This window comes from Siccibacter colletis (assembly GCF_000696575.1).
GTDB classification, from domain to species: Bacteria; Pseudomonadota; Gammaproteobacteria; order Enterobacterales; family Enterobacteriaceae; genus Siccibacter; species Siccibacter colletis.
On sequence record NZ_JMSQ01000001.1, the window covers coordinates 370,373 to 392,643 of the forward strand.

The following is a 22,271-nucleotide window of genomic DNA, read 5'->3' on the forward strand; positions in this document are numbered from 1 at the left end:
CGTATCCGCCAACGCGGCTTAGCTGAAGGTGGGGGCGCTACGCTTACCCACCCTACGCGCTTAACGCAAAAGCATCAGCCCTGCCGTCCCGGTGATACCGTTACGCCATCTCTTCACGCAGGCGGAACACTTTCACCATCTCTTTCAGGTGATGCGCCTGTTCCTGCAGTGAGGCTGCCGCGGCCACTGACTCCTCCACCAGCGCCGAGTTCTGCTGGGTGGTGGTATCGATCATGCCGATAGCGGTATTGATCTGCGAGATACCGTCGGACTGCTCGCGGCTGGCCTGGGCAATCTCCTTCAGAATGCCGTCCATCTCATCAACGTTTTTCACCATGCCGGCGATCAGGCCTCCCGCCTCTTCCACCAGCTCCATACCCTCGCGGGTCTGGCCGGCGGAGTTTTCGATCAGGCTGCGGATCTCGCTGGCCGACGAGGCGCTTTTCTGCGCCAGCTGTCGCACTTCGCCAGCGACCACGGCAAATCCACGCCCGTGCTCGCCAGCGCGCGCGGCTTCTACAGCGGCGTTGAGCGCCAGAATGTTGGTCTGGAAGGCAATCGCGTCGATCAGGTTGATGATGTCCGACATCCGGTTGGACGTGTCGTTGATCATGCGCATTTTGCTGGTGACCTGCGCCATCTTCTCGCCGTTGCTCTTCACGCCGGTGGCCGCTTCCGAAGAGAGGCGCGTGGCGTGGTTGGTATTGTCGTAGGTGTTTTTCACCGTGGCGGTGATCTGCTCCATTGACGCGGCGGTCTCTTCAACCGAGCTGGCCTGCTCTTCGGTGCGTGAGGCCAGATCCTGGTTACCGGCAACGATCTGCGAGGCGGCGCTGGAGATGCTTTCCGAGCTGAACTGCACCTCCTGCACGATCTCCTGCAGGCGGGTTTTCATCTCCATCAGCGCGCTGAGCAGCACGCCGGTTTCATCCCGGTGATGGCTCTCAACCGAGCGCGTCAGATCGCCATCGGCGATTGCCTTCGCAAACGCCACCGCCTGGCTCAGCGGCCCGGTAATCGAGCGCACGATCACCATCGCTATCACCACTGCCAGCGCGATGCACACCAGTGCCAGCGCGATCAGCATCAGGCGGTTGCTCTGGTAATCATCTGCCACGCGCGCGCCTGAATCGGTCATGCGCTTGTTCTGGATAGTGATGAGCGACTGCACCGCCTTTTTATACTCGTCCTGCAGGCCGATGGTGGTATTCATCATCTCATCCATCGCCCCGGCGCGGTTGTTCTGCTGCACGGCAGCCAGCAGGCGGAAGCGGGAGTCCAGATATTGCTTACGAATATCCTGAATACGCGTCAGTACCGCGCGGGATTCACGATCTTTCAGCGTTGTATCGAGGGACTTAATCAGGGTGGAGATATTGGCGCTGATGGCCGTCATACGCTGTTCGGACTGGCTGGCCCAGCGTTTGTCCTCATCCAGCAACAGCAGCTGCTGCACGTTAACGAAATCCTGGAAGTTTTCGATCAGCTGATTCGCTTTCACCGTGGTGGGATAGGTATCGCTGACGATCTCCTGAATATTGTTATTGGCGCTGCTTAAGCTTAATAGCGACAGCGACGAGCTGATAATCAACAGCAGCACAAAGAACGCGAAGGCGAGGATTAATTTTGTGCGAATCTTTACATCATGTAAGGACATATTTTCTCCGTAAGACTGTCGTGGTGTGGCAAACACAAATGACGTCCCGTGAGGGCAGGAAAATAAGCTGGAAGGAAAAGTTGCGCCCTCACGATCCTGAGAGGGGTTATCGGACAGCAGAAAGGTAACTTTATGAGTTTGATCGTTTTTTTCTTTGGTAAATGACCAATTCGATAGTCGGCAACTATTAATTGTGATTTATTGATCGGGGAATTGTGTTTTAGATCACTTTTTGCTTCCCGTCTCGTTATTACCAAATCGTATTTAACGCGGCGTAAAATTATCATTCCTGGCCAGGTTTTGCCTGGTACGGCGAAATATCGCCCACAATTTAATATTTATTTAACAAATTAAGGCAAAACGGGGCGTAAAACGGGAAATAAGCAGGATGGCAGGACAGATAAAAAAAGGCCCGGCCTGCAAAGCCGGGCACAGCACTTAATGTAAAACGGTAACCGCATCTTCAAGACGCTCAGCCCGATGTTTCACCATCGACGAAACCTGCGCGCTCTCTTCGACCAGCCCGGCGTTTTTCTGGGTGATGCTGTCCAGCTCCGCCACGGCGCGGGTCAGCTCGGACAGCCCCTGGGCCTGTTCAGACGTCGCGTGGCTGATCTGGCCGATAAGCTGGGTGACATTCTGCACCTGGGCCACGATATCCTGCATGGTGCGCCCCGCTTCGTGAACCTGCACCGCGCCGGACTGCACTTTGCTGGCGCTGGCGTCAATCAACTTGCGGATGTCGTTCGCCGCGTTGGCGCTGCGGCTTGCCAGATGGCGAACTTCACCCGCCACCACGGCAAACCCTTTACCCTGCTCGCCGGCGCGCGCGGCTTCGACGGCAGCGTTCAGCGCCAGGATGTTGGTCTGGAAGGCGATGTCGTTGATAAGCGACGTAATGGAGCCGATGCGCTGGGTGCTGTCGGCGATTTCATCCATCGTGCTGACCACGGTTTCCATCGCTTCACCGCCCTGGGCGGCCGCCTGGCTGGCGGCGCTGGAAAGCTTATCAGCCGCGGCGGCAGTTTCGGAGTTGTTCTGCACCGACGACGCCATCTGGCTCATGGTGGTAACGGTCTGCTGGACGTTAACGACGGTCTGACGGGTGCGCTCGTTGAGATCGTCATTGCCCTTTGCCAGCGTTTCGCTGCCGGTGCGCACGTTCACCACCTGGCTGGTGACGTCGTTGATCAGCCAGCGGCACATCAGGCCAAGCTGGCCGACAGCGCGTAGCGTCAGGCCGATCTCATCGGTACGGTTGAGGTGGTCCACGGTGTTACGCTCCCCGGTCGCCACGCGCAGTGCCTGGCGGGACACGTTTTCAATCGGCCTGGCGATCTGGGTTTCAAACAGCGCGCAGCCCAGCAGCATCACCACCGCGCTGACCGCCGCAGAGATAGCCAGCGCCGTCCCGCTCACGCCCTGTACAACCTGGGCCAGCACCAGCAAAGCGAACAGCGTTGCCATCACGCCGCGAATGCGGAAGCGCAGCGAGATGCCTGCCAGCTTGCTCAGCCAGCCCTTGCGCAGCACCTGGCCTTTGAACAGGCGATATTTCGATGTGCCTTTATTCAGCGCGTCGTACAGCGGCTCCACGGCGGCAATCTCTTCCGCGGAGGCCTGGCTGCGGATCGACATATAGCCGGTGACCTCACCCTTACGCACCATCGGGACCGCATTGGCACGCACCCAGTAGTGGTCGCCGTCTTTACGCAGATTTTTAACGATGCCGCTCCAGGGCTCGCCCTGCTTGAGGGTGTACCACATGTCGGCGAAGGCGGCTTTAGGCATATCCGGGTGACGCACCAGATTGTGCGGGCTGCCGGTCAGTTCATGGAGCTGATAGCCGCTGGCCTGAACAAAGGAGTCGTTGGCGTGGGTGATGTAACTTTGCAGGTCGGTGGTGGACATCAGGGTGGTATTATCATCCAGCATATATTGACGCTGGGTGACGGCGGGACGTGAAGACATAGCAGCTCCGTTTGGCAGGTTATCCAGTTGTTAATTGTTTTTTCTGCTTTGTTATTTCGGCGCTGTGCAGTTTTACTTTAGTTGTTAATTAAGACTGAGATCGCAAAAAGCCACATTAGCCCTGCTTTTATTATTGCTTCTGGTAACGGTTGTTTTCCTTATAGTTTCATCGTGTTAATGAATTCCATGTCTCAGAGCTGGACCATGTCTCCTTCACTGGTCGCCATTACGCAACGATTACGCCCGCTGTTTTTACCGGTATAAAGGGCGCTGTCTGCCCGTGAGAGCGCGCTGTGCAGGGAATCCTGATGCTGTACCCGGGTCAGCCCACCGGTGACGGTGACCGGCAGCATCGTCCCCTCTACCAGCACCGGGCACTGCTCCAGCTTAATGCGGATACGCCGCGCTGTTTCCATCGCCCCGCCCTCGCTGGCGTTGTTGAACAGCACCACAAACTCTTCACCGCCGAAGCGGTAGATACGCTCGCCGCTGCGCATCCCGGCTTCGAGGGTAGCGGCTACCTCGCGCAGCACATCGTCGCCGGCATTGTGCCCCCAGGTGTCGTTGATGGTTTTGAATTTGTCGATATCCAGCATCAGCAACCATAGCGCGTCTGTTTCAGCACGCAGATGAATAAAATCGAGAAACAATAAATGACGCAGCGGTAACCCCGTCAACGTATCGTGCATATTACGAAACGTGATCAGCGACTGCTTATATATATCGATGGCATTAATGAAACTCTGCTGTGCAGCGTGATAATTCTGCACTAATTGTTCATTTACGGATTTATTTATAATGCTGACCAATAATTCGCGCGCGCAGTCATGCATTTTCAGGTGGCTATGAAAAATAGCATCCACCAGATTCGGATAGCGCGACGGCTCGGTGTCGAAGCGGGAGAACCAACGGCTGAAGCAGCACAGGGTATGGGCGCTGGCATCAATGATAGTCTCATCCGGCGTGCCGCCAAGCAGGCTGAAGTGCAGCATCCTGTTGGCCCAGGCGTAATGCTCATTAATCGCGTAATTTAATTCAGAGATACTTAAATCAATATCGGAGAGATGAATCATGCCGTGTTCTCAAAATATAAAAAGAAAAACCACAAATAAATCAGCGCAAGTATATCCCGCCCGAATGAAAAAACGGTTGATTCACACAGACTTTTACAGAATCGCACACCGGGAATAATCATGAGTAAATAAGATCGCGCCCGGTTAAATAAACATAAGGGCATGTCTGCTTCACGGCGGTGCGCCGGTGCACAGCCGTGACGCAGGCGTTTCAGGCGCTGCGCGATCGCACAGCAACTCTCAGCAGGAAGCGTTGCGCAACGGCAATCGGGGCGATTAAGTTTTGTACAGCTCGCGTCTCTCCAGACGTTTATCCCGATTTCAGCTGGCCCCGCTGAAGTGGCGCAATCCCTGCAATACTTAGATCGGTATCATGAGATACGCGATCCCCGGGAGCTTATTTTGAACAGGTTACCTTCCAGCGCCTCGGCGCTTGCCTGCACCGCGCACGCACTCAACATTATCGAAAAGCAAACGTTAGACCATGAGGAGATGAAGGCACTCAATCGAGAAGTGGTTGATTATTTTAAAGAGCACGTTAATCCAGGCTTCCTGGAATATCGAAAATCTGTAACAGCTGGCGGGGATTACGGAGCCGTAGAGTGGCAGGCGGGCAGTCTTAATACGCTTGTCGACACCCAGGGACAGGAGTTTATTGATTGCCTGGGTGGCTTTGGTATTTTCAACGTGGGGCACCGTAATCCAACAGTGGTTTCCGCCGTACAGCATCAGCTCGCCAAACAACCCCTGCACAGCCAGGAACTGCTGGACCCGCTCCGGGCCATGCTGGCGAAAACCCTCGCCGCGCTGACCCCCGGCAAACTCAAATACAGCTTCTTCAGCAATAGCGGCACCGAATCGGTGGAAGCGGCGCTTAAGCTTGCTAAAGCGTATCAGTCACCGCGCGGAAAATTTACCTTCGTGGCGACCAGCCGGGCATTCCACGGCAAATCGCTGGGCGCATTGTCGGCCACCGCCAAATCCACCTTCCGCAAACCCTTTATGCCGCTGCTGCCGGGCTTCCGCCACGTGGCGTTCGGCAACATCGAGGCGATGCGCGCGGTGCTTTGCGACGGGAAGAAAACCGGCGACGACGTGGCGGCGGTGATCCTGGAGCCGATTCAGGGTGAAGGAGGCGTGATCCTGCCGCCGCCGGGTTACCTGCCCGCCGTGCGTCAGCTGTGTGATGAGTTCGGCGCACTGCTGATCTTCGACGAAGTGCAGACCGGGATGGGACGCACCGGCAAGATGTTTGCCTGCGAGCATGAGAACGTGCAGCCCGACATTCTGTGCCTCGCCAAAGCGCTCGGCGGCGGCGTAATGCCGATCGGGGCGACTGTCGCCACCGAAGAGGTGTTCTCGGTGCTGTTTGATAATCCATTCCTGCATACCACCACCTTTGGCGGTAACCCGCTGGCCTGTGCGGCGGCGCTGGCGACCATCAACGTGCTGCTGGAAGAGAATCTGCCGGGCCAGGCCGAGCAGAAAGGCGACATGCTGCTGGATGGTTTCCGCCAGTTGGCGCGTCAGTACCCAGGCCTGGTGCAGGACGTGCGCGGCAAAGGGATGCTGATGGCGATTGAGTTCGTGGACAACGATATTGGCTATAACTTTGCCAGCCAGATGTTCCGCCAGCGCGTGCTGGTGGCCGGGACGCTGAATAACGCAAAAACCATTCGCATCGAACCGCCGCTCACGCTCACTATTGAGCAGTGCGAGCTGGTGCTGAAAGCGGCCGATAACGCGCTGGCAGCGCTGCAACCAGCTGCGGCGCGCGAAACGGTTGAACAATAAGCGCTGAGGCGCCCGGTAATCCTGCCGGGTGCCTTTCACGCTCTGCCTGCCCGTGCCGTTCTTTGAATCCCATCACAATCGTCATCTCCGGTTTTTCCATTTACCGCGCTGATAGCTAAATTAGAACTCATCCGACCACATAATAAAAATAGCCTGGAAGAGACTATGAGCTACCCGTCGCTGTTCGCCCCGCTGGATCTTGGCTTTACCCAACTGAAGAATCGCGCCCTGATGGGGTCGATGCATACCGGCCTCGAAGAACACCCGGACGGTGTGGCGCGTCTGGCGGCGTTTTACGCCGAGCGTGCACGCCACGGCGTCGCGCTGATCGTCACCGGTGGCATTGCCCCCTCCCCCTCCGGCGTGGCGGTGGCGGGCGGTGCGGTACTGAATGCAGCGCATCAGGTGGCGCATCACCGTACCATCACCGACGCCGTGCATCAGGAGGGCGGAAAGATCGCCCTGCAAATCCTGCATACCGGGCGCTACAGCTATCAGCCGCACCCCGTCGCGCCTTCCGCGCTCCAGGCCCCCATCAACCGCTTTGTCCCCGATGCGTTAACTCCCCCGCAAATTGAGGCGCTGATTGAGGATTTCGCCCACTGCGCGCAGCTGGCGCGGGAAGCGGGCTATGACGGCGTGGAGATCATGGGGTCGGAAGGCTACCTGATTAACCAGTTTCTCGCGGCGCGGACCAATCAGCGTGAGGATGGGTGGGGCGGCGACTATCCGCGTCGCATGCGCTTTGCAGTAGAGGTGGTTCGCGCGGTACGGGCGCGCGTGGGGCGTGACTTCATCATTATTTACCGGCTGTCGATGCTCGATCTGGTCGAAGGCGGCGGTACGCTCGATGAAACCATTACCCTGCTGAAAGCGGTGGAAGATGCCGGCGCAACGCTGATTAATACCGGTATCGGCTGGCACGAAGCGCGCATTCCTACCATCGCCACGCCGGTGCCGCGCGGGGCGTTCAGCTGGGTGACGCGCGCGCTGAAGGCGCACACCTCGTTGCCGGTGATCACCACTAACCGCATCAACGATCCGGAAGTCGCGGATGCGATCCTGGCGCGCGGCGATGCCGATATGGTATCGATGGCGCGGCCCTTTCTCGCCGATGCCGAAATCCTCAGCAAGGCGGCGCAGGGGCGCAGCGACGAGATCAACACCTGCATCGGCTGTAATCAGGCCTGCCTCGATCGCATTTTCGTCGGCAAAGTGACCTCCTGCCTCGTGAACCCGCGTGCCTGCCATGAAACCCTGATGCCGGTTGTGCCTGCCGCGCAGCCTAAATCCCTGGCGGTGGTCGGTGCCGGTCCGGCCGGGCTGGCGTTTGCGGTTAACGCCGCGGCGCGCGGCCATCAGGTCACGCTGTTTGATGCCGCCTCGGAGGTGGGCGGGCAGTTCAACATTGCCAGGCAGATCCCCGGTAAGGAGGAGTTCAATGAAACCCTGCGCTACTACCGGCGGATGATCGAGGTCACCGGCGTCGCTTTGCGTCTTAATCAGTATGTGAGCGCCGGGGATCTGGCGGCCTTCGATGAGACGATCCTCGCCTGCGGGATCGCGCCGCGTATTCCGCCGATCCCCGGCATCGATCACCCTTCGGTCTTAAGCTATCTCGACGTGCTGCGTGACAAAGCGCCGGTGGGTGAACGGGTGGCGATTATCGGCTGCGGCGGCATCGGGTTCGATACCGCGATGTATCTCAGCCAGTCCGGCGAGGCCACCAGCCAGAACATCGCTGAATTCTGCGCGGAATGGGGAATCGACCAGAGCCTGACCCGGCCCGGCGGCCTGCGTCCGGAAGGGGCGCACCTGCCGGCCAGCCCGCGCCAGATCGTGATGCTGCAGCGCAAGGCGAGTAAACCGGGCGAAGGCCTGGGCAAAACCACCGGCTGGATCCACCGTACTACCCTGCTGGCACGCGGCGTGAAGATGCAAGCGGGTGTGAGCTACCGCCGTATTGATGACGCGGGGCTGCACGTCACCCTCGGGGATGAAGAGCGGGTGCTTGCGGTAGACAACGTGGTGATTTGCGCCGGGCAGGAGCCGCGCCGCGAGCTGGCGGATGCGTTGATGATTGCCGGTAAGCCGGTGCATTTGATTGGCGGCTGCGACGTGGCGCTGGAACTGGATGCGCGCCGGGCGATTGAACAGGGCACCCGGCTGGCGCTGGCGATCTGACGCGGCGTGGTGGGTGCGCTGCGCTTACCCACCCTACGAGGGTACAAACGCCGGAATTGTGGCGGGTGCGCTGCGCTTACTCATACCACATCATCCGATTACGTAGGGCGGGTAAGCCTGCGCACCCGCCATTAACGCACTCAGCGCTTTTTGCGCGTCTTCACCGCTTTCAGGATCACAAACTTATTGTTGGTATCAATGGTTTCGCAGTTGCCGAAGATCTTCTTCAGCTTGCGGAAGTAATCGAGATGACGATTGCCGACGATACGCAGTTCGCCGCCATACTGCAGACAGCGGCGGGCATGGTGAAACATCTCCCAGGCTACCTGATCGGAAATCGCGTGCTGCTGGTGGAACGGCGGGTTACACAGGATGGCCGCAAAGCGATCGGACTCCACGCCGGAAAGCGCGTTGTTGATCATAAACTCGCAGCGCGCCACGTCACCCGGTAGGTTGGTTTCTACGTTCAGACGGCTTGAGGCCACCGCCATCGGCGATTCGTCCACAAACACCACTTTCGCTTCCGGATTCTGCGCCAGCAGCGTCATGCCAATCACGCCATTACCGCAGCCCAGATCCACCAGCTCACCGTCGAGATTTTCCGGCAGATGCTGCATAAAGAAGCGCGCGCCGATATCCAGCCCGGTACGGGAAAAGACGTTAGCGTGGTTATGGATAGTCCAGTCGGTGCCGTCCAGTTTCCAGCTCAGGGTTTCCGGTACCTCGGCCAGCGCCGGCGCGGTGAAGGTCGGGTTGATCAGGCGCGCTTTTTTCCACGCCAGCGTGGTGGTGGTCGGCCCCAGAATTTGCTCAAACAGCGCCAGCGTGGAGTTGTGAATATCACGCGCTTTGCCCCCGGCGATAATGCGCGTCTGCGGTGTTACCACGCGGCGCAAGGCGCGCAGCTGCTGCTCAAGCAGCGCCAGGGTTTTTGGGATCTTAATCAGCACCAGCCCCGGCGCTTGCGGATACGCTGCGGTGCTGTCGAGGAACCTGACGCTCGACTCCTCAATATCGTTGAGGCGCAGGTTCTGACGGATCGCCAGCTCGCTCAGGTAAGAGTCGCTGATGCTGTACGGCTGATGCGCCGCCAGCACGCAGGAGAGCGCGCCGAATGCATCGTTCAGGATCAGGATCGGACCGACCGGCTCGTCCAGCTGTTGCAGCAGATACTCGTCCGCTGCTTCCCACGCCTGCAGTGGGTTAACGTCGTCCGTTTCCGGAAAACGCTTCAGCGTCAGGGAACGAAAACTGTTGTCTGGTTGGCTCATCGGCCCTCCTGGATGGTAAAATTTCAGCATTGGCCCCGTAGCGGGGGCGAGAGTATACCCTTTTCGCCAGTCTGAGATAAGCATGAGTGAACTGATTTACCTGCAGGGCTACCCGGAGCACCTGCTCTCCCAGGTACGCACGTTGATTAACGACCAGCGGCTCGGCGATGTGCTGCAGCAGCGTTATCCCGACCGGCACGACATCGCCACCGACAAAGCGCTGTGGGCCTACACCCAGGGGCTGAAAAACCAGTTTTTGCGCAGCGCCCCGCCGGTGAATAAAGTGATGTATGACAACAAGATCCACGTGCTGAAAAACGCGCTTGGGCTGCATACTGCGGTGTCGCGCATACAGGGCAACAAGCTGAAAGCGAAGGCCGAGATCCGCGTCGCCACCGTATTTCGCGGCGCACCGGAAGCCTTTCTGCGTATGATCGTGGTGCACGAACTGGCGCATCTGAAAGAGAAAGAGCACAACAAAGCGTTCTATCAGCTCTGCTGCCATATGGAGCCGCAGTATCATCAGCTCGAATTTGACACTCGCCTGTGGCTGACGCATCTGGCGCTGGGCAACGAGCGCCGCAGCGCTGAATAAAATCTGGAACCCGCTACGCGAATTCACTTTTCCCGCGCTGGATTTGTCATCTTTCCATGATAGTCTGCATCGATACTTAGCCAGTGGAGAAAGCGCACCTCTATGATACGTTTCGCCGTAGTTGGCACGAACTGGATCACCCGCCAGTTCGTCGATGCCGCCCATGAAACGGGCAAATTTAAGCTCACCGCTGTGTATTCGCGCAGCCTGGAACAGGCGCAGCATTTCGCCAGCGACTACCCCGTCGAGCATCTCTTCACCTCCCTTGAGGCGATGGCGCAGAGCGATGCTATTGATGCCGTGTATATCGCCAGCCCTAACTCGCTGCATGGCGAGCAGAGCTGCCTGTTTATGCGCCATAAAAAGCATGTGATCTGCGAAAAGCCGCTGGCCTCAAACCTGCGTGAAGTGGAAGCAGCCATTGCCTGCGCGCGTGAAAATCAGGTGGTGCTGTTCGAAGCCTTCAAAACCGCGAGTCTGCCGAACTTTATCGCGCTGCAGCAGGCGCTGCCGAAAGCCGGAAAGCTGCGCAAGGCGTTCATCAACTACTGTCAGTACTCGTCGCGCTACCAGCGCTATCTTGACGGCGAAAACCCCAACACTTTCAATCCGGCCTTCTCTAACGGCTCGATCATGGATATCGGGTTCTACTGCCTGGCAAGCGCTGTCGCCCTGTGGGGTGAACCGTACTCGGTACAAGCCAACGCCGCGCTGCTTGAAAGCGGCGTCGATGCCCACGGCACCGTGGTGATGCACTATGGCGATTTCGATGTGATCCTTACCCACTCGAAGGTGAGCGACTCGACGATCCCAAGCGAGATCCAGGGCGAGGCCGGATCGCTGGTGATTGAGAAGATCTCCGAGTGCCAGAAGATCACCTTCGTGCCGCGCGGTGGCAAAGCGCAGGATCTGACGCAGCCCCAGCACATCAATACTATGCTGTACGAAGCCGAGACTTTTGCCCGCCTGGTGACCGATAACGAGGTCAATCATCCGGGCCTGGCCGTAAGCCGGATCACCGCGAAACTGTTAACGGATATCCGTGCGCAAACGGGGGTCGTGTTCCCGGCAGACGACGTCAGCACAGAGTTGCCCGCGTAAAGCTTTGTAAAACGGCGCATACGTAATATTGACCGTCATAATTGCCTGTAATACTTTGTTACGAGCAAAGGGGAGTAACTTCTTCGCCGGTGGATCGTCATTACGATGCGTAACGCATCCGGTTACCGGGCAACGTAACATCCAGTTTTATATTCGCATCTGCAACGCGTTTGATGACGGGGAATCCCCTAAATAATTCGCGTTGCAGAAAGGCGGCAAGTTCGCGAATCGCCGGGAGCATACACCAGTATGTGACCGGGGTGAGTGAACGCAGCCAACGCATCTGCGGCGCGAAGTATGACGGGGATTTCTGTTGTAAGTGAGACCTTGCCGGAAGGCGAGATCCATTTGCGACAAGCGAAACGGCTGACGTCTTCCGATGTTAGCCGTTTTTGTTTTTTAAGGAATCTGTCTATGAATACTGTCGGCACCCCGCTGTTGTGGGGCAGTTTCGCCATCGTGGTGATTATTATGCTGGCCATCGACCTCCTGCTGCAGGGGCGCCGCGGTTCGCACGCGATGTCCATGAAGCAGGCGGCCGCCTGGTCACTGGTCTGGGTTACGCTTTCGCTGCTGTTTAACGCCGCATTCTGGTGGTATCTCACCGAAACTCAGGGGCGTGCAGTTGCAGATACCCAGGCGCTTGCGTTCCTCACCGGCTATCTGATTGAAAAAGCGCTGGCGGTTGATAACGTCTTCGTCTGGCTGATGCTGTTCAGCTACTTTGCGGTTCCGGCCGCGCTGCAGCGCCGCGTCCTGATTTATGGCGTGCTGGGTGCGATCGTGCTGCGTACTATCATGATCTTCGCAGGTAGCTGGCTGATCACCCAGTTCTCCTGGTTGCTCTACGTCTTCGGCGCGTTCCTGCTGTTTACCGGGATCAAAATGGCGCTGGCGAAAGAGGACGATACCGGTATCGGCGACAAGCCGGTGGTGCGCTGGCTGCGCAGCCATCTGCGTATGACGGATACCATTGAAAACGAACACTTCTTCGTGCGCAAAAATGGCCTGCTGTACGCAACCCCGCTGTTCCTCGTGCTGATCATGGTTGAGCTGAGCGACGTGATCTTTGCGGTAGACAGTATCCCGGCTATCTTCGCGGTGACTACCGATCCGTTCATTGTGCTGACCTCTAACCTGTTCGCAATTCTTGGCCTGCGTGCGATGTATTTCCTGCTGGCGGGCGTAGCGGAACGCTTCTCAATGCTGAAGTACGGACTGTCGATCATTCTGGTGTTTATCGGCGTGAAGATGCTTATCGTCGATTTCTACCATATCCCAATCGCCGTCTCGCTCGGCGTGGTGTTTGGCATTCTGGTTGTTACCCTGCTGATCAATACCTGGGTTAACCGCCGCAACGACAGAAAAAATATCGCCGGATAAGCGATAGCGCGCACCCCCTCTCCCCGCCAGGGATAAGAGGGTGCGCGACCTGTCTCATCTGCGCGGCTGCGCAAGCGGTCATAGCGTGGAATTGATGATGATGTCACAATAATGTTAACCATCAGTTAAAAAACGCGAGCAACTCGCAAACTCCAGCACTATTCGCTTCCCTCCGGTATCCATTTCCCTATACTCATCCGTGCAAACTTTTGTTACATCCTGATTAAACGTTACCCAAGAGTACGTCCAGGATGGAACCACATCATCACTGAAGGAAATTCGAATGACTACGCAATCTGATAAGGGCGGCTTGTGGCAGCGCCTGGCGCACGGCAGCCTGGTAAAGCAGATCCTGGTGGGGCTGGTACTGGGTATTGTGCTGGCCTGGCTGTCAAAACCTGCCGCTGAAGCGGTCGGTCTGCTGGGAACGCTGTTCGTTGGTGCCCTGAAAGCCGTTGCGCCAGTGCTGGTGCTGATGCTGGTGCTGGCGTCCATCGCTAATCACCAGCGCGGCCAGAAGACCAGCATCCGCCCTATCCTGGTGCTCTATCTGCTGGGCACCTTCTCCGCCGCGCTGACTGCGGTGCTGTTCAGCTTCCTGTTCCCTTCCACGTTGCAACTGGTTACCGGTGCGACAGAAATCACCCCGCCGACAGGGATCGTGCAGGTGCTGCGCGACCTGCTGCTTAGCATGGTTGCCAACCCGGTGGATGCGATTCTGAAAGGTAACTACATTGGTATTCTGGTGTGGGCTATCGGTCTGGGCTTCGCGCTGCGTCATGCAAACGATACCACTAAAAATCTGATCACCGACATGTCAGACGCCGTGACTTTTATGGTGAAGCTGGTGATTCGCTTTGCGCCGATCGGTATCTTTGGCCTGGTGGCGTCCACGCTCGCCACCACCGGGTTCAGTACACTGTGGGGCTATGCCCAGCTGCTGGTGGTGCTGATTGGCTGCATGCTGCTGGTGGCGCTGGTGATTAACCCGCTACTGGTGTTCATCAAGATCCGCCGTAACCCCTATCCGCTGGTCTTCACCTGCCTACGTGAAAGCGGCGTTACCGCCTTCTTCACCCGTAGCTCCGCCGCGAATATCCCGGTCAACATGGCGCTGAGCGAGAAGCTGAACCTCAACCGCGATACCTATTCGGTCTCGATTCCACTGGGCGCGACCATTAATATGGCGGGTGCGGCCATCACCATTACGGTGCTGACGCTGGCGGCGGTGCATACGCTGGGTATTTCGGTGGATCTGCCGACCGCGCTGCTGCTCAGCGTGGTGGCGTCGCTGTGCGCCTGCGGTGCATCCGGCGTGGCGGGTGGTTCACTGCTGCTGATCCCGCTGGCGTGCAACATGTTCGGCATCCCGAACGACATCGCCATGCAGGTGGTGGCGGTAGGCTTTATCATCGGCGTGCTGCAGGACTCCTGCGAGACCGCGCTCAACTCCTCCACCGACGTACTGTTTACTGCGGCGGCGTGCCAGGCGGAAGATGCGCGTCTGGCCAGCAACGTGCTGCGTAACTAACCTCTGCGGCTGGCGGCGCGTTGCCGTCAGCCCTCTTTCTCTGCCAGTGCCTTTTCAACCCGGAACGGGTCAATGCCCCGCTTCTGCATCCGCCAGAAACGAATAATATTCACGCCGTTCATGATCAAAAAGCTGCCCTCAATCAGGGTACCTCCAATCGATCCCAGCCAGAAATTATGAATAACCCAGCAGACGGTTGAACACCACATGACGCAGCGGGTTGTCAGCCCGGTGGTACGGAACAGCGCCCAGGTACTGGCGATAGTACCGATAACCGGCAGCAGTTCGATGGGATGGTGAAGCTTCACCAGGCCCAGCGCCAGCGTCAGGATGATAAACAGCGCCATTACCCACAGATTGCGGGTGCGCAGAGAGATCAGGGTGCGCAACGCATTCAGCCCGGCGCTCATCCCGGCGGGCCAGGCTCCCATCAGAAAAAAGTGGCCGCCAATGGTCGCGCTGTAGAACGCCAGCTGCATTTTGAAGCGGCGTTCATCGCGGTTGATAAAGGTGGTAATGCCGATCAGAAAGGCGATGACCCCAACGCCCTGGGCAAGCCAATACGCGGTCATGAAAGATCCTTGTCAGAAAAAGAAACGGCGCTTCAAATAATGAAACGCCGTTTTATCTTAGCAGAGCGGAGACGCGCTACAAAGTGACACCGCTTTTGAAGATGGCCAGTTCGCGAAAGTCATTCTTCTCGTTGCAGGTGAGCTTGCCGCTGGCGATATCGGCAATGACATCCACAAACTGCTCCAGCAGCTGCGGCATGGCGGTACCGTGCAGCAGCTGGCCGGCGTCAAAGTCGATCCAGTGCGGTTTTTTTGCTGCCAGCTCGCTGTTGGTAGCGATCTTCACCGTCGGCACAAAACCACCGTAAGGCGTGCCGCGCCCGGTGCTGAACAGCACCATATGACAGCCTGCCCCAGCCAGCGCGCTGGTAGCGACCGCATCGTTGCCCGGTGCGCTCAGCAGGTTCAGACCGTGGGTTTTCAGCCGCTCGCCGTAGCGCAGCACGTCCACCACCTGACTGGCACCGGCTTTCTGGGTGCAGCCGAGGGATTTCTCCTCCAGGGTGGTGATGCCCCCCGCTTTGTTGCCCGGCGATGGGTTCTCGTAGATCGGCTGATTGTGGGCGATAAAGTACTGTTTGAAGTCGTTGACCATGGTGACGGTTTTTTCAAACGTGGCTTCGTCGCGGCAGTGGCTCATCAGGATCTGCTCGGCACCAAACATCTCCGGCACTTCGGTCAGCACCGTGGTGCCGCCGTTACCGATGACGTAATCCGAGAAGCGCCCCAGCATCGGGTTGGCGGTAATGCCGGACAGCCCGTCCGATCCGCCGCACTCAAGACCAAACTTCAGCTCGCTGAGCTTGCCCGGCTGACGCTCGTCGTGACGCATCACGGCATACAGCTCGCGCAGATGCTCAAGCCCGGCCTCCACTTCGTCATCCTGATGCTGACAGGTCATGAAATGTACTCGCGCCGGGTCGAAATCCCCCAGCGTTTCACGGAAGGCGTCTACCTGATTGTTTTCACAGCCCAGGCCGATCACCAGCACCGCGCCCGCATTCGGGTGACGCACCATATTTTGCAGCATGGTGCGGGTATTGATGTGGTCATCGCCAAGCTGGGAACAGCCGTAGGTGTGACTGAACAGGAACACGCCGTCGGTGCCTTCGGCATCGTTGCTCTCTTTCAGAAAGCGCGTCTGGATCTGACGCGCGATGCCGTTGACGCAGCCGACGGTGGGCAGGATCCACAGCTCATTGCGGATCCCCACCTCGCCGTTGGCGCGGCGGTAGATCTCCACATCGCGATCCGTTGACTGACGATCCAGCAGCGGGTGATCCGGTTGATAGCTGTACTCATCCAGATCGCTGAGGTTGGTACGCGTATTGTGGGAGTGAATATGTTCCCCCGGCGCGATATCCGCCAGCGCATGGCCGATTGGCAAGCCATATTTGATGACGTTAGCGCCCTGCGCAATGCCGACCAGCGCAAACTTGTGCCCGCGCGCCACATCCTGACGCAGCGTCACATCCAGCCCGTCCTGGGAAATCACCGTCCCTTGCGGCAGATCGACCAGCGCGACCGCGACGTTATCCAGCGAATGGATCCTGATGTATTGCATATCAACCTCAAACAGCCAGATTAATTCAGTTCAATAGCGAAGTAGTCACGGGCATTGTTGAAGCAGATGTTTTTCACCATCTCGCCCAGCAGTGCGATGTCCGCTGGCGCTTCGCCCGCCTGCACCCAGCGGCCAATCATCTGGCACAGAATGCGACGGAAATATTCGTGACGGGTATAGGACAGGAAGCTGCGGCTGTCGGTCAGCATACCGACGAAGCGGCTTAACAGGCCGAGCTGCGCCAGCTGGGTCATCTGACGTTCCATGCCGTCTTTCTGATCGTTGAACCACCAGCCGGAGCCGAACTGCATCTTGCCCGGCATCCCTTCGCCCTGGAAGTTGCCAACCATAGTGCCGATCACTTCGTTATCGCGCGGGTTCAGGCAGTAAAGAATGGTTTTCGGCAGCAGGTTCTCTTCATTCTGTTTGCTCAGCAGCTTTGAAAGCTCCTCAGCCAGCGGGCGATCGTTGATGGAGTCGAAGCCGACATCCGGCCCTAACAGTTTGAACTGTCGCAGGTTGTTATTACGCAGCGCGCCAATGTGGTACTGCTGCACCCAGCCGCGACGCGCATACTGCGCACCGAGCCATACCAGCACGGCGGTTTTGAACTGGGCAACTTCATGTTCGCTCAGGGTTTCACCCGCCAGGCGACGCGCCAGAATCGCATCCAGCTCGCTTTCGCTGGCCTCAGCAAACAGCACCACGTCGAGCGCGTGATCGGAGACCTTACAGCCGTGCGCGGCGAAGTGATCGAGACGCTTAGTGAGCGCGGTTTCGAGATCGCTGAAGCGACGGATATCGGTATCGGATACCTGAGCCAGCGTCGCGATATAGTCGGCAAAGGTTGCCTGCTCGATGTTAAACGCTTTGTCCGGACGCCAGCTCGGCAGCACCTTAATGCTGAAGCTGCTGTCTTTCGCTACGGCGGCGTGATGCTGTAGGTCGTCCACCGGATCGTCAGTGGTGCCGACCATCTTCACGTTCATCTGCTGCATGATGCCGCGAGCAGTAAAGGCGTCCTGGGCCAGCAGATCATTGCACTGATTCCAGATCTCATCGGCGGTTTTTGGCGACAGCAGCGTGCCGGTGATGCCAAACGGGCGGCGCAGCTCAAGGTGTGTCCAGTGGTAGAGCGGATTGCCGATGGTGTGCGGTACGGTCGCGGCCCAGGCATCAAACTTTTCCCGATCGCTGGCATCACCGGTACACAACTTTTCCGCTACGCCGTTAGTACGCATAGCACGCCACTTATAGTGATCGCCTTTCAGCCAGATGTCATACAGGTTTTTGAAACGGTAGTTGTCGGCGATCTGCTGAGGCGGAAGGTGGCAATGATAGTCAAAAATCGGCTCATCTTTCGCATAATCATGGTAGAGACGGCGGGCAAATTCGGTATCTAACAGAAAATCTTCAGTCATAAACGGGGTCATAGGGACACTTCCTCTCATGCGTGACTCAGATGCTTTCACTTGATGCCGACAAAGTTATCACACCAATTATCCTGAACCACGATTAAATTCGTGAGTTAGATCAATATTAATGGACAAATTATCTACCGTGAAAGAGGTAAATAGCGCTGTAACCCGCACCATGACTGGCCTGAATCCCTCAAATTAATGACCCTGCTAAGAAAAGTGCTTTTGTGATGGCTCTCAACTTTTAAAGCTGTATGACAAGTTATCTTTCCTGCCGTCGCAATACAGAACCCACGGATTGATTTTTTACGGTGGCGTTACCGACAGGGGCGCTACCGGAATACCCAGTATGGAAGCTGATGTGAGTCACGAGCACGTTTATGGCAAGGCGCCGACCGCACCGGGCATCTCAACCGGTGCGGTCGCCCGTTAAAAAACCTACCCGGCGAGAATACAGGGAGTGTGACCGCTTCCGTACGGTAGAAAACAACGACGAAGAGGTTTCAGATGCGAAAGATTAAAGGGTTACGTTGGTACATGATCGCACTGGTGACGCTGGGCACCGTGCTCGGTTACCTGACGCGTAACACCGTGGCGGCGGCGGCCCCGACGCTGATGGAAGAGCTGCACATTTCAACCCAGCAATACTCCTATATCATTGCTGCCTATTCGGCAGCCTACACCATCATGCAGCCGGTAGCAGGCTACGTGCTGGATATCCTCGGCACCAAAATCGGCTATGCATTCTTTGCTATCACCTGGGCGGTCTTCTGCGGTGCGACAGCGCTGGCGGGAAGCTGGGGCGGGCTGGCACTGGCGCGCGGGGCGGTAGGTGCAGCGGAAGCCGCGATGATCCCGGCTGGCCTGAAGGCCAGCTCCGAATGGTTCCCGGCTAAAGAGCGTTCCATTGCGGTCGGCTATTTCAACGTGGGTTCATCGATTGGTGCCATGATTGCGCCGCCGCTGGTGGTCTGGGCGATCGTGATGCACAGCTGGGAGCTGGCGTTCATTATCTCCGGCGTGTTGAGCTTCGCCTGGGCGATGGCGTGGCTGTTCCTGTATAAGCATCCGCGCGATCAGAAAAAACTCACTGACGAAGAACGTGAGTACATTATTGGTGGTCAGGAAGCCCATCACCAGACCAATAACGCGAAGAAAATGTCGCCGTGGCAGATCGTGCGTACCCGCCAGTTCTGGGGCATTGCCCTGCCGCGTTTCCTCGCCGAACCGGCGTGGGGTACGTTCAACGCGTGGATCCCACTGTTCATGTTTAAGGTTTATGGCTTTAACCTGAAAGAGATTGCGATGTTTGCCTGGATGCCGATGCTGTTTGCCGACCTCGGCTGCATCGTCGGTGGTTATCTGCCGCCGCTGTTCCAGCGCTGGTTTGGGGTTAACCTCATCGTCTCGCGTAAGATGGTGGTGACAATGGGCGCGCTGCTGATGATCGGCCCGGGTATGATTGGCCTGTTCACCAGCCCGTACGTGGCGATTGGCCTGCTGTGCATCGGCGGTTTTGCCCATCAGTCGCTCTCCGGTGCGCTGATTACCCTCTCTTCCGATGTGTTTGGCCGTAACGAAGTTGCCACCGCGAATGGCTTGACCGGTATGGCTGCATGGACGGCGAGTACGATGTTCGCGCTGGTCGTCGGTGCGCTGGCGGACACTATCGGCTTCAGCCCGCTGTTTGCGGTGCTGGCAGTATTCGACGTCATGGGCGCTATTGTCATCTGGACCGTGTTGCAGAATAAACCGGCCAGCGAGCTGAAGGACCAGACGCTCACGGGTAAGCCCGCGACGCAACCCTGACGCGAAACCACCTAAAAAAGCCGCCTGAGGGCGGCTTTTTCATGGGCGGCGGTGGAGCGATTTGCGCAAAAGTGGTATAACAAATTCAGTTTTCCTGCCCTGTCCGGAGCCGCGCTATGGAAATAGCTGAACCACGTCGCCTTTATCAGCAATTGGCCGCTGAACTTAAACGCCGCATTGAAGATGGCGTTTATCGCGTGGGAGAAAAACTCCCCGCTGAACGCTATATCGCTGATGAGAAAAACGTGAGCCGCACGGTGGTGCGCGAAGCCATCATCATGCTTGAGGTTGAAGGCTACGTTGAAGTCCGCAAAGGCTCCGGTATTCATGTTATTTCCAACCAGGCGAAGCATCACGCGTTGCCGGATGAAAATCTGGAGTTCGCCAGCTACGGTCCTTTTGAGCTGTTGCAGGCGCGTCAGCTTATCGAAAGCAACATCGCCGAGTTTGCCGCCACCCAGGTGACCAAACAGGACATCATTAAGCTGATGGAAATTCAGGAAAAGGCGCGTCAGGAGAAGTGTTTCCGCGATTCCGAGTGGGATTTACAGTTTCACGTTCAGGTTGCGCTCGCCACACAGAACACCGCGTTGGCGGCAATCGTAGAGAAAATGTGGACCCAGCGCGTTCATAATCCTTACTGGAAGAAGCTGCACGAGCACATTGACCTGCGCACCGTCGACAACTGGTGCGATGACCATGACCAGATTCTGAAAGCGCTGATTCGCAAAGATCCGCACGGTGCAAAAGTCGCGATGTGGCAGCATCTTGAGAACACCAAACTGATGCTGTTTAACGAAACCAGCGATGATTTTGAATTTAATGCCGACCGTTACTTGTTTTCCGAAAATCCCGTTGTTCACCTCGATACCACCTCAAATACGCTAAAATAGCGTCTTTACTGGGACGAGGGTCAGCAAACCATATGTAGTGTCAGCGTTTGTAAATACCCTCGTATGCCAGCTTGTGACCCGGCAAAATCATCTGCGGCAAAGCATAAATATTGTGTCGTACACATCCGTGCTTTGTTACAATTAGATGCATTTTCACGTAATCAAGTAAGCACTTGCTCACGTATCTCATGCACAAGGAAACAGTGCGCGCATCTCACTACAAGGCAGCCCGTTTCGACCATAATCAACAACGAAAAACGTCGTGACGCTGTCCTTCTTTCGTAACCAGCGGCTTAAACCGATGTGCCAGGACGACTGAATGGAACTTTTGACTCAACTACTGAACGCCCTCTGGAGCCAGGATTACGAGACGCTCGCCAACCCGTCGATGGTTGGCATGCTCTACTTCGTATTGTTCATGATTCTGTTTCTTGAAAATGGTCTGTTGCCGGCGGCGTTTCTGCCGGGAGACAGCCTGCTGGTGCTGGTCGGCGTGCTTATTGCCAAAGGCGCAATGGGATTCCCGCAAACCATTTTGTTGCTGACCGCCGCCGCGAGCCTGGGATGCTGGCTAAGCTATATTCAGGGACGATGGCTCGGTAATACGCGTATCGTGCAGAACTGGCTCTCGCATCTGCCGGCGCATTACCACCAGCGCGCCCATCATCTGTTTCATAAACACGGGCTTTCGGCGCTGCTGATTGCACGCTTTATTGCATTTGTTCGCACCCTGCTGCCGACCATTGCCGGGCTGTCTGGCCTGAGCAGCGCGCGCTTCCAGTTCTTTAACTGGATGAGCGGCCTGCTGTGGGTGCTGATCCTTACCACGCTGGGTTATTTACTGGGCAAGACGCCGGTGTTCCTCAAATATGAAGACGCCCTGATGTCCTGCCTGATGCTGTTACCGGTGGTTCTGCTGGTGTTTGGCCTGATTGGCTCACTGGTGGTGCTGTGGAAAAAGAAATACGGTAACCGAAGCTAAAAGGGATTGTGATGAGAATTGCGCGTTCACGCCGTTCGATTATAGGATTTTCAGGCCTCGCGCTGGTGGCACTGCTGGCACTGGCCGGCTCCGTGCTGCAAAATCATGAAAGCACGCTGGCGATCCGCGCCTCCAGCCATGGCGTCAGTGTGCCGGACGGTTTCTCCGTGCTGCATCATCTTGATGCCAACGGCATTATGATAAAAAGCATTACCCCGCAGGACGATAAGCTGTTAATTAAGTTTGACTCCAGCGCCGAGCGCGACGCCGCTCGCCGCGTGCTTTACCGCACGCTACCGCAGGGATTCATCATCGCTCAGGAAGAGGAAAAATCTCCGGCCACGCTCTGGCTGCAACGCCTGCGCGGCGAAGGCCACCGCCTCGGGTAGTCTCCAGGATTCCTAATCTTTTCACCCACTTTGGGGTTTGCGCGAATACTTACTATCATTGTGTAAGCGCACCCTGAAACCGCA

17 protein-coding genes are annotated in these 22,271 nt (G+C 57.2%); 10 read left to right on the forward strand and 7 right to left on the reverse strand.

From position 1 onward, the window contains the following. Positions 1-100 precede the first annotated feature (100 nt). The 3 genes from ET34_RS0101745 to ET34_RS0101755 form a co-directional block, all read right to left on the reverse strand. Positions 101-1,657, reverse strand: a complete 1,557-nt coding sequence (locus ET34_RS0101745; RefSeq protein ID WP_031518939.1) for a methyl-accepting chemotaxis protein — start codon at positions 1,655-1,657, stop codon at positions 101-103. Between the two features lie 438 nt (positions 1,658-2,095). Continuing rightward, positions 2,096-3,628, reverse strand: coding sequence for a methyl-accepting chemotaxis protein (locus ET34_RS0101750; protein WP_031518941.1), 1,533 nt, complete (start codon positions 3,626-3,628; stop codon positions 2,096-2,098). 191 nt (positions 3,629-3,819) lie between these two features. Next, on the reverse strand, positions 3,820-4,701 hold the full coding sequence (locus ET34_RS0101755) for a diguanylate cyclase (protein ID WP_051640438.1): 882 nt from the start codon (positions 4,699-4,701) through the stop codon (positions 3,820-3,822). Between the two features lie 402 nt (positions 4,702-5,103). On the opposite strand from ET34_RS0101755, the gene ygjG reads away from it, so the two are divergent. Further along, a complete protein-coding gene (gene ygjG, locus ET34_RS0101760; protein ID WP_169738107.1) occupies positions 5,104-6,495 on the forward strand; it encodes a putrescine aminotransferase in 1,392 nt (463 codons plus the stop codon). A gap of 165 nt (positions 6,496-6,660) precedes the next feature. Continuing rightward, complete coding sequence (locus tag ET34_RS0101765) at positions 6,661-8,679, forward strand: NADPH-dependent 2,4-dienoyl-CoA reductase (protein ID WP_031518947.1); 2,019 nt, start codon at positions 6,661-6,663, stop codon at positions 8,677-8,679. 140 nt (positions 8,680-8,819) lie between these two features. On the opposite strand, the gene rlmG is transcribed toward ET34_RS0101765, so the two are convergent. Then, positions 8,820-9,950: a 23S rRNA (guanine(1835)-N(2))-methyltransferase RlmG gene (gene rlmG / locus ET34_RS0101770; protein ID WP_031518949.1), complete on the reverse strand. Its 1,131-nt coding sequence runs from the start codon at positions 9,948-9,950 to the stop codon at positions 8,820-8,822. Between the two features lie 82 nt (positions 9,951-10,032). On the opposite strand from rlmG, the gene ET34_RS0101775 reads away from it, so the two are divergent. The 4 genes from ET34_RS0101775 (at position 10,033) to sstT (ending at position 14,560) form a co-directional block, all read left to right on the forward strand. Further along, the gene (locus ET34_RS0101775) at positions 10,033-10,545 is read left to right on the forward strand and encodes a M48 metallopeptidase family protein (protein WP_031518951.1); all 513 of its coding nucleotides are present in this window, start codon (positions 10,033-10,035) and stop codon (positions 10,543-10,545) included. A 102-nt stretch (positions 10,546-10,647) separates the two neighbouring features. Next, complete coding sequence (locus ET34_RS0101780) at positions 10,648-11,646, forward strand: Gfo/Idh/MocA family protein (RefSeq protein ID WP_031518952.1); 999 nt, start codon at positions 10,648-10,650, stop codon at positions 11,644-11,646. 414 nt (positions 11,647-12,060) lie between these two features. After that, on the forward strand, positions 12,061-13,029 hold the full coding sequence (locus ET34_RS0101785; protein ID WP_031518954.1) for a TerC family protein: 969 nt from the start codon (positions 12,061-12,063) through the stop codon (positions 13,027-13,029). A 283-nt stretch (positions 13,030-13,312) separates the two neighbouring features. After that, complete coding sequence (gene sstT, locus ET34_RS0101790) at positions 13,313-14,560, forward strand: serine/threonine transporter SstT (protein ID WP_031518956.1); 1,248 nt, start codon at positions 13,313-13,315, stop codon at positions 14,558-14,560. A gap of 26 nt (positions 14,561-14,586) precedes the next feature. On the opposite strand, the gene ET34_RS0101795 is transcribed toward sstT, so the two are convergent. The 3 genes from ET34_RS0101795 to uxaC form a co-directional block, all read right to left on the reverse strand. Further along, positions 14,587-15,132, reverse strand: a complete 546-nt coding sequence (locus tag ET34_RS0101795) for a YgjV family protein (protein WP_031518958.1) — start codon at positions 15,130-15,132, stop codon at positions 14,587-14,589. A 76-nt stretch (positions 15,133-15,208) separates the two neighbouring features. Beyond that, a complete protein-coding gene (locus ET34_RS0101800) occupies positions 15,209-16,696 on the reverse strand; it encodes a UxaA family hydrolase (protein WP_031518959.1) in 1,488 nt (495 codons plus the stop codon). A gap of 20 nt (positions 16,697-16,716) precedes the next feature. After that, entirely contained in the window at positions 16,717-18,129 is a 1,413-nt protein-coding gene (gene uxaC / locus ET34_RS0101805) for a glucuronate isomerase (protein ID WP_031518961.1), read from the reverse strand. Between the two features lie 492 nt (positions 18,130-18,621). Here uxaC and ET34_RS0101815 point away from each other — a divergent pair, with 492 nt between their 5' ends. The 4 genes from ET34_RS0101815 to mzrA all read left to right on the forward strand — a co-directional run bounded on the left by ET34_RS0101815 (position 18,622) and on the right by mzrA (position 22,187). Further along, entirely contained in the window at positions 18,622-19,923 is a 1,302-nt protein-coding gene (locus ET34_RS0101815) for an MFS transporter (RefSeq protein WP_031518963.1), read from the forward strand. Between the two features lie 116 nt (positions 19,924-20,039). Beyond that, entirely contained in the window at positions 20,040-20,816 is a 777-nt protein-coding gene (gene exuR, locus ET34_RS0101820) for a transcriptional regulator ExuR (protein WP_031518964.1), read from the forward strand. A 319-nt stretch (positions 20,817-21,135) separates the two neighbouring features. Then, positions 21,136-21,798, forward strand: coding sequence for a DedA family general envelope maintenance protein YqjA (gene yqjA, locus ET34_RS0101825; RefSeq protein WP_031518966.1), 663 nt, complete (start codon positions 21,136-21,138; stop codon positions 21,796-21,798). A gap of 5 nt (positions 21,799-21,803) precedes the next feature. Further along, on the forward strand, positions 21,804-22,187 hold the full coding sequence (gene mzrA / locus ET34_RS0101830; protein WP_390901330.1) for an EnvZ/OmpR regulon moderator MzrA: 384 nt from the start codon (positions 21,804-21,806) through the stop codon (positions 22,185-22,187). Positions 22,188-22,271 lie beyond the last annotated feature (84 nt).

Bases quoted from the DNA above. Each gene is read 5' to 3' on its own strand.
- ET34_RS0101745 (WP_031518939.1), bottom strand. From the start codon at position 1,657: ATGTCCTTACATGATGTAAAGATTCGCACAAAATTAATCCTCGCCTTC.
- ET34_RS0101750 (WP_031518941.1), bottom strand. From the start codon at position 3,628: ATGTCTTCACGTCCCGCCGTCACCCAGCGTCAATATATGCTGGATGAT.
- ET34_RS0101755 (WP_051640438.1), bottom strand. From the start codon at position 4,701: ATGATTCATCTCTCCGATATTGATTTAAGTATCTCTGAATTAAATTAC.
- ET34_RS0101765 (WP_031518947.1), top strand. From the start codon at position 6,661: ATGAGCTACCCGTCGCTGTTCGCCCCGCTGGATCTTGGCTTTACCCAA.
- rlmG (WP_031518949.1), bottom strand. From the start codon at position 9,950: ATGAGCCAACCAGACAACAGTTTTCGTTCCCTGACGCTGAAGCGTTTT.
- ET34_RS0101775 (WP_031518951.1), top strand. From the start codon at position 10,033: ATGAGTGAACTGATTTACCTGCAGGGCTACCCGGAGCACCTGCTCTCC.
- ET34_RS0101780 (WP_031518952.1), top strand. From the start codon at position 10,648: ATGATACGTTTCGCCGTAGTTGGCACGAACTGGATCACCCGCCAGTTC.
- ET34_RS0101785 (WP_031518954.1), top strand. From the start codon at position 12,061: ATGAATACTGTCGGCACCCCGCTGTTGTGGGGCAGTTTCGCCATCGTG.
- sstT (WP_031518956.1), top strand. From the start codon at position 13,313: ATGACTACGCAATCTGATAAGGGCGGCTTGTGGCAGCGCCTGGCGCAC.
- ET34_RS0101795 (WP_031518958.1), bottom strand. From the start codon at position 15,132: ATGACCGCGTATTGGCTTGCCCAGGGCGTTGGGGTCATCGCCTTTCTG.
- ET34_RS0101800 (WP_031518959.1), bottom strand. From the start codon at position 16,696: ATGCAATACATCAGGATCCATTCGCTGGATAACGTCGCGGTCGCGCTG.
- uxaC (WP_031518961.1), bottom strand. From the start codon at position 18,129: ATGACCCCGTTTATGACTGAAGATTTTCTGTTAGATACCGAATTTGCC.
- ET34_RS0101815 (WP_031518963.1), top strand. From the start codon at position 18,622: ATGCGAAAGATTAAAGGGTTACGTTGGTACATGATCGCACTGGTGACG.
- exuR (WP_031518964.1), top strand. From the start codon at position 20,040: ATGGAAATAGCTGAACCACGTCGCCTTTATCAGCAATTGGCCGCTGAA.
- yqjA (WP_031518966.1), top strand. From the start codon at position 21,136: ATGGAACTTTTGACTCAACTACTGAACGCCCTCTGGAGCCAGGATTAC.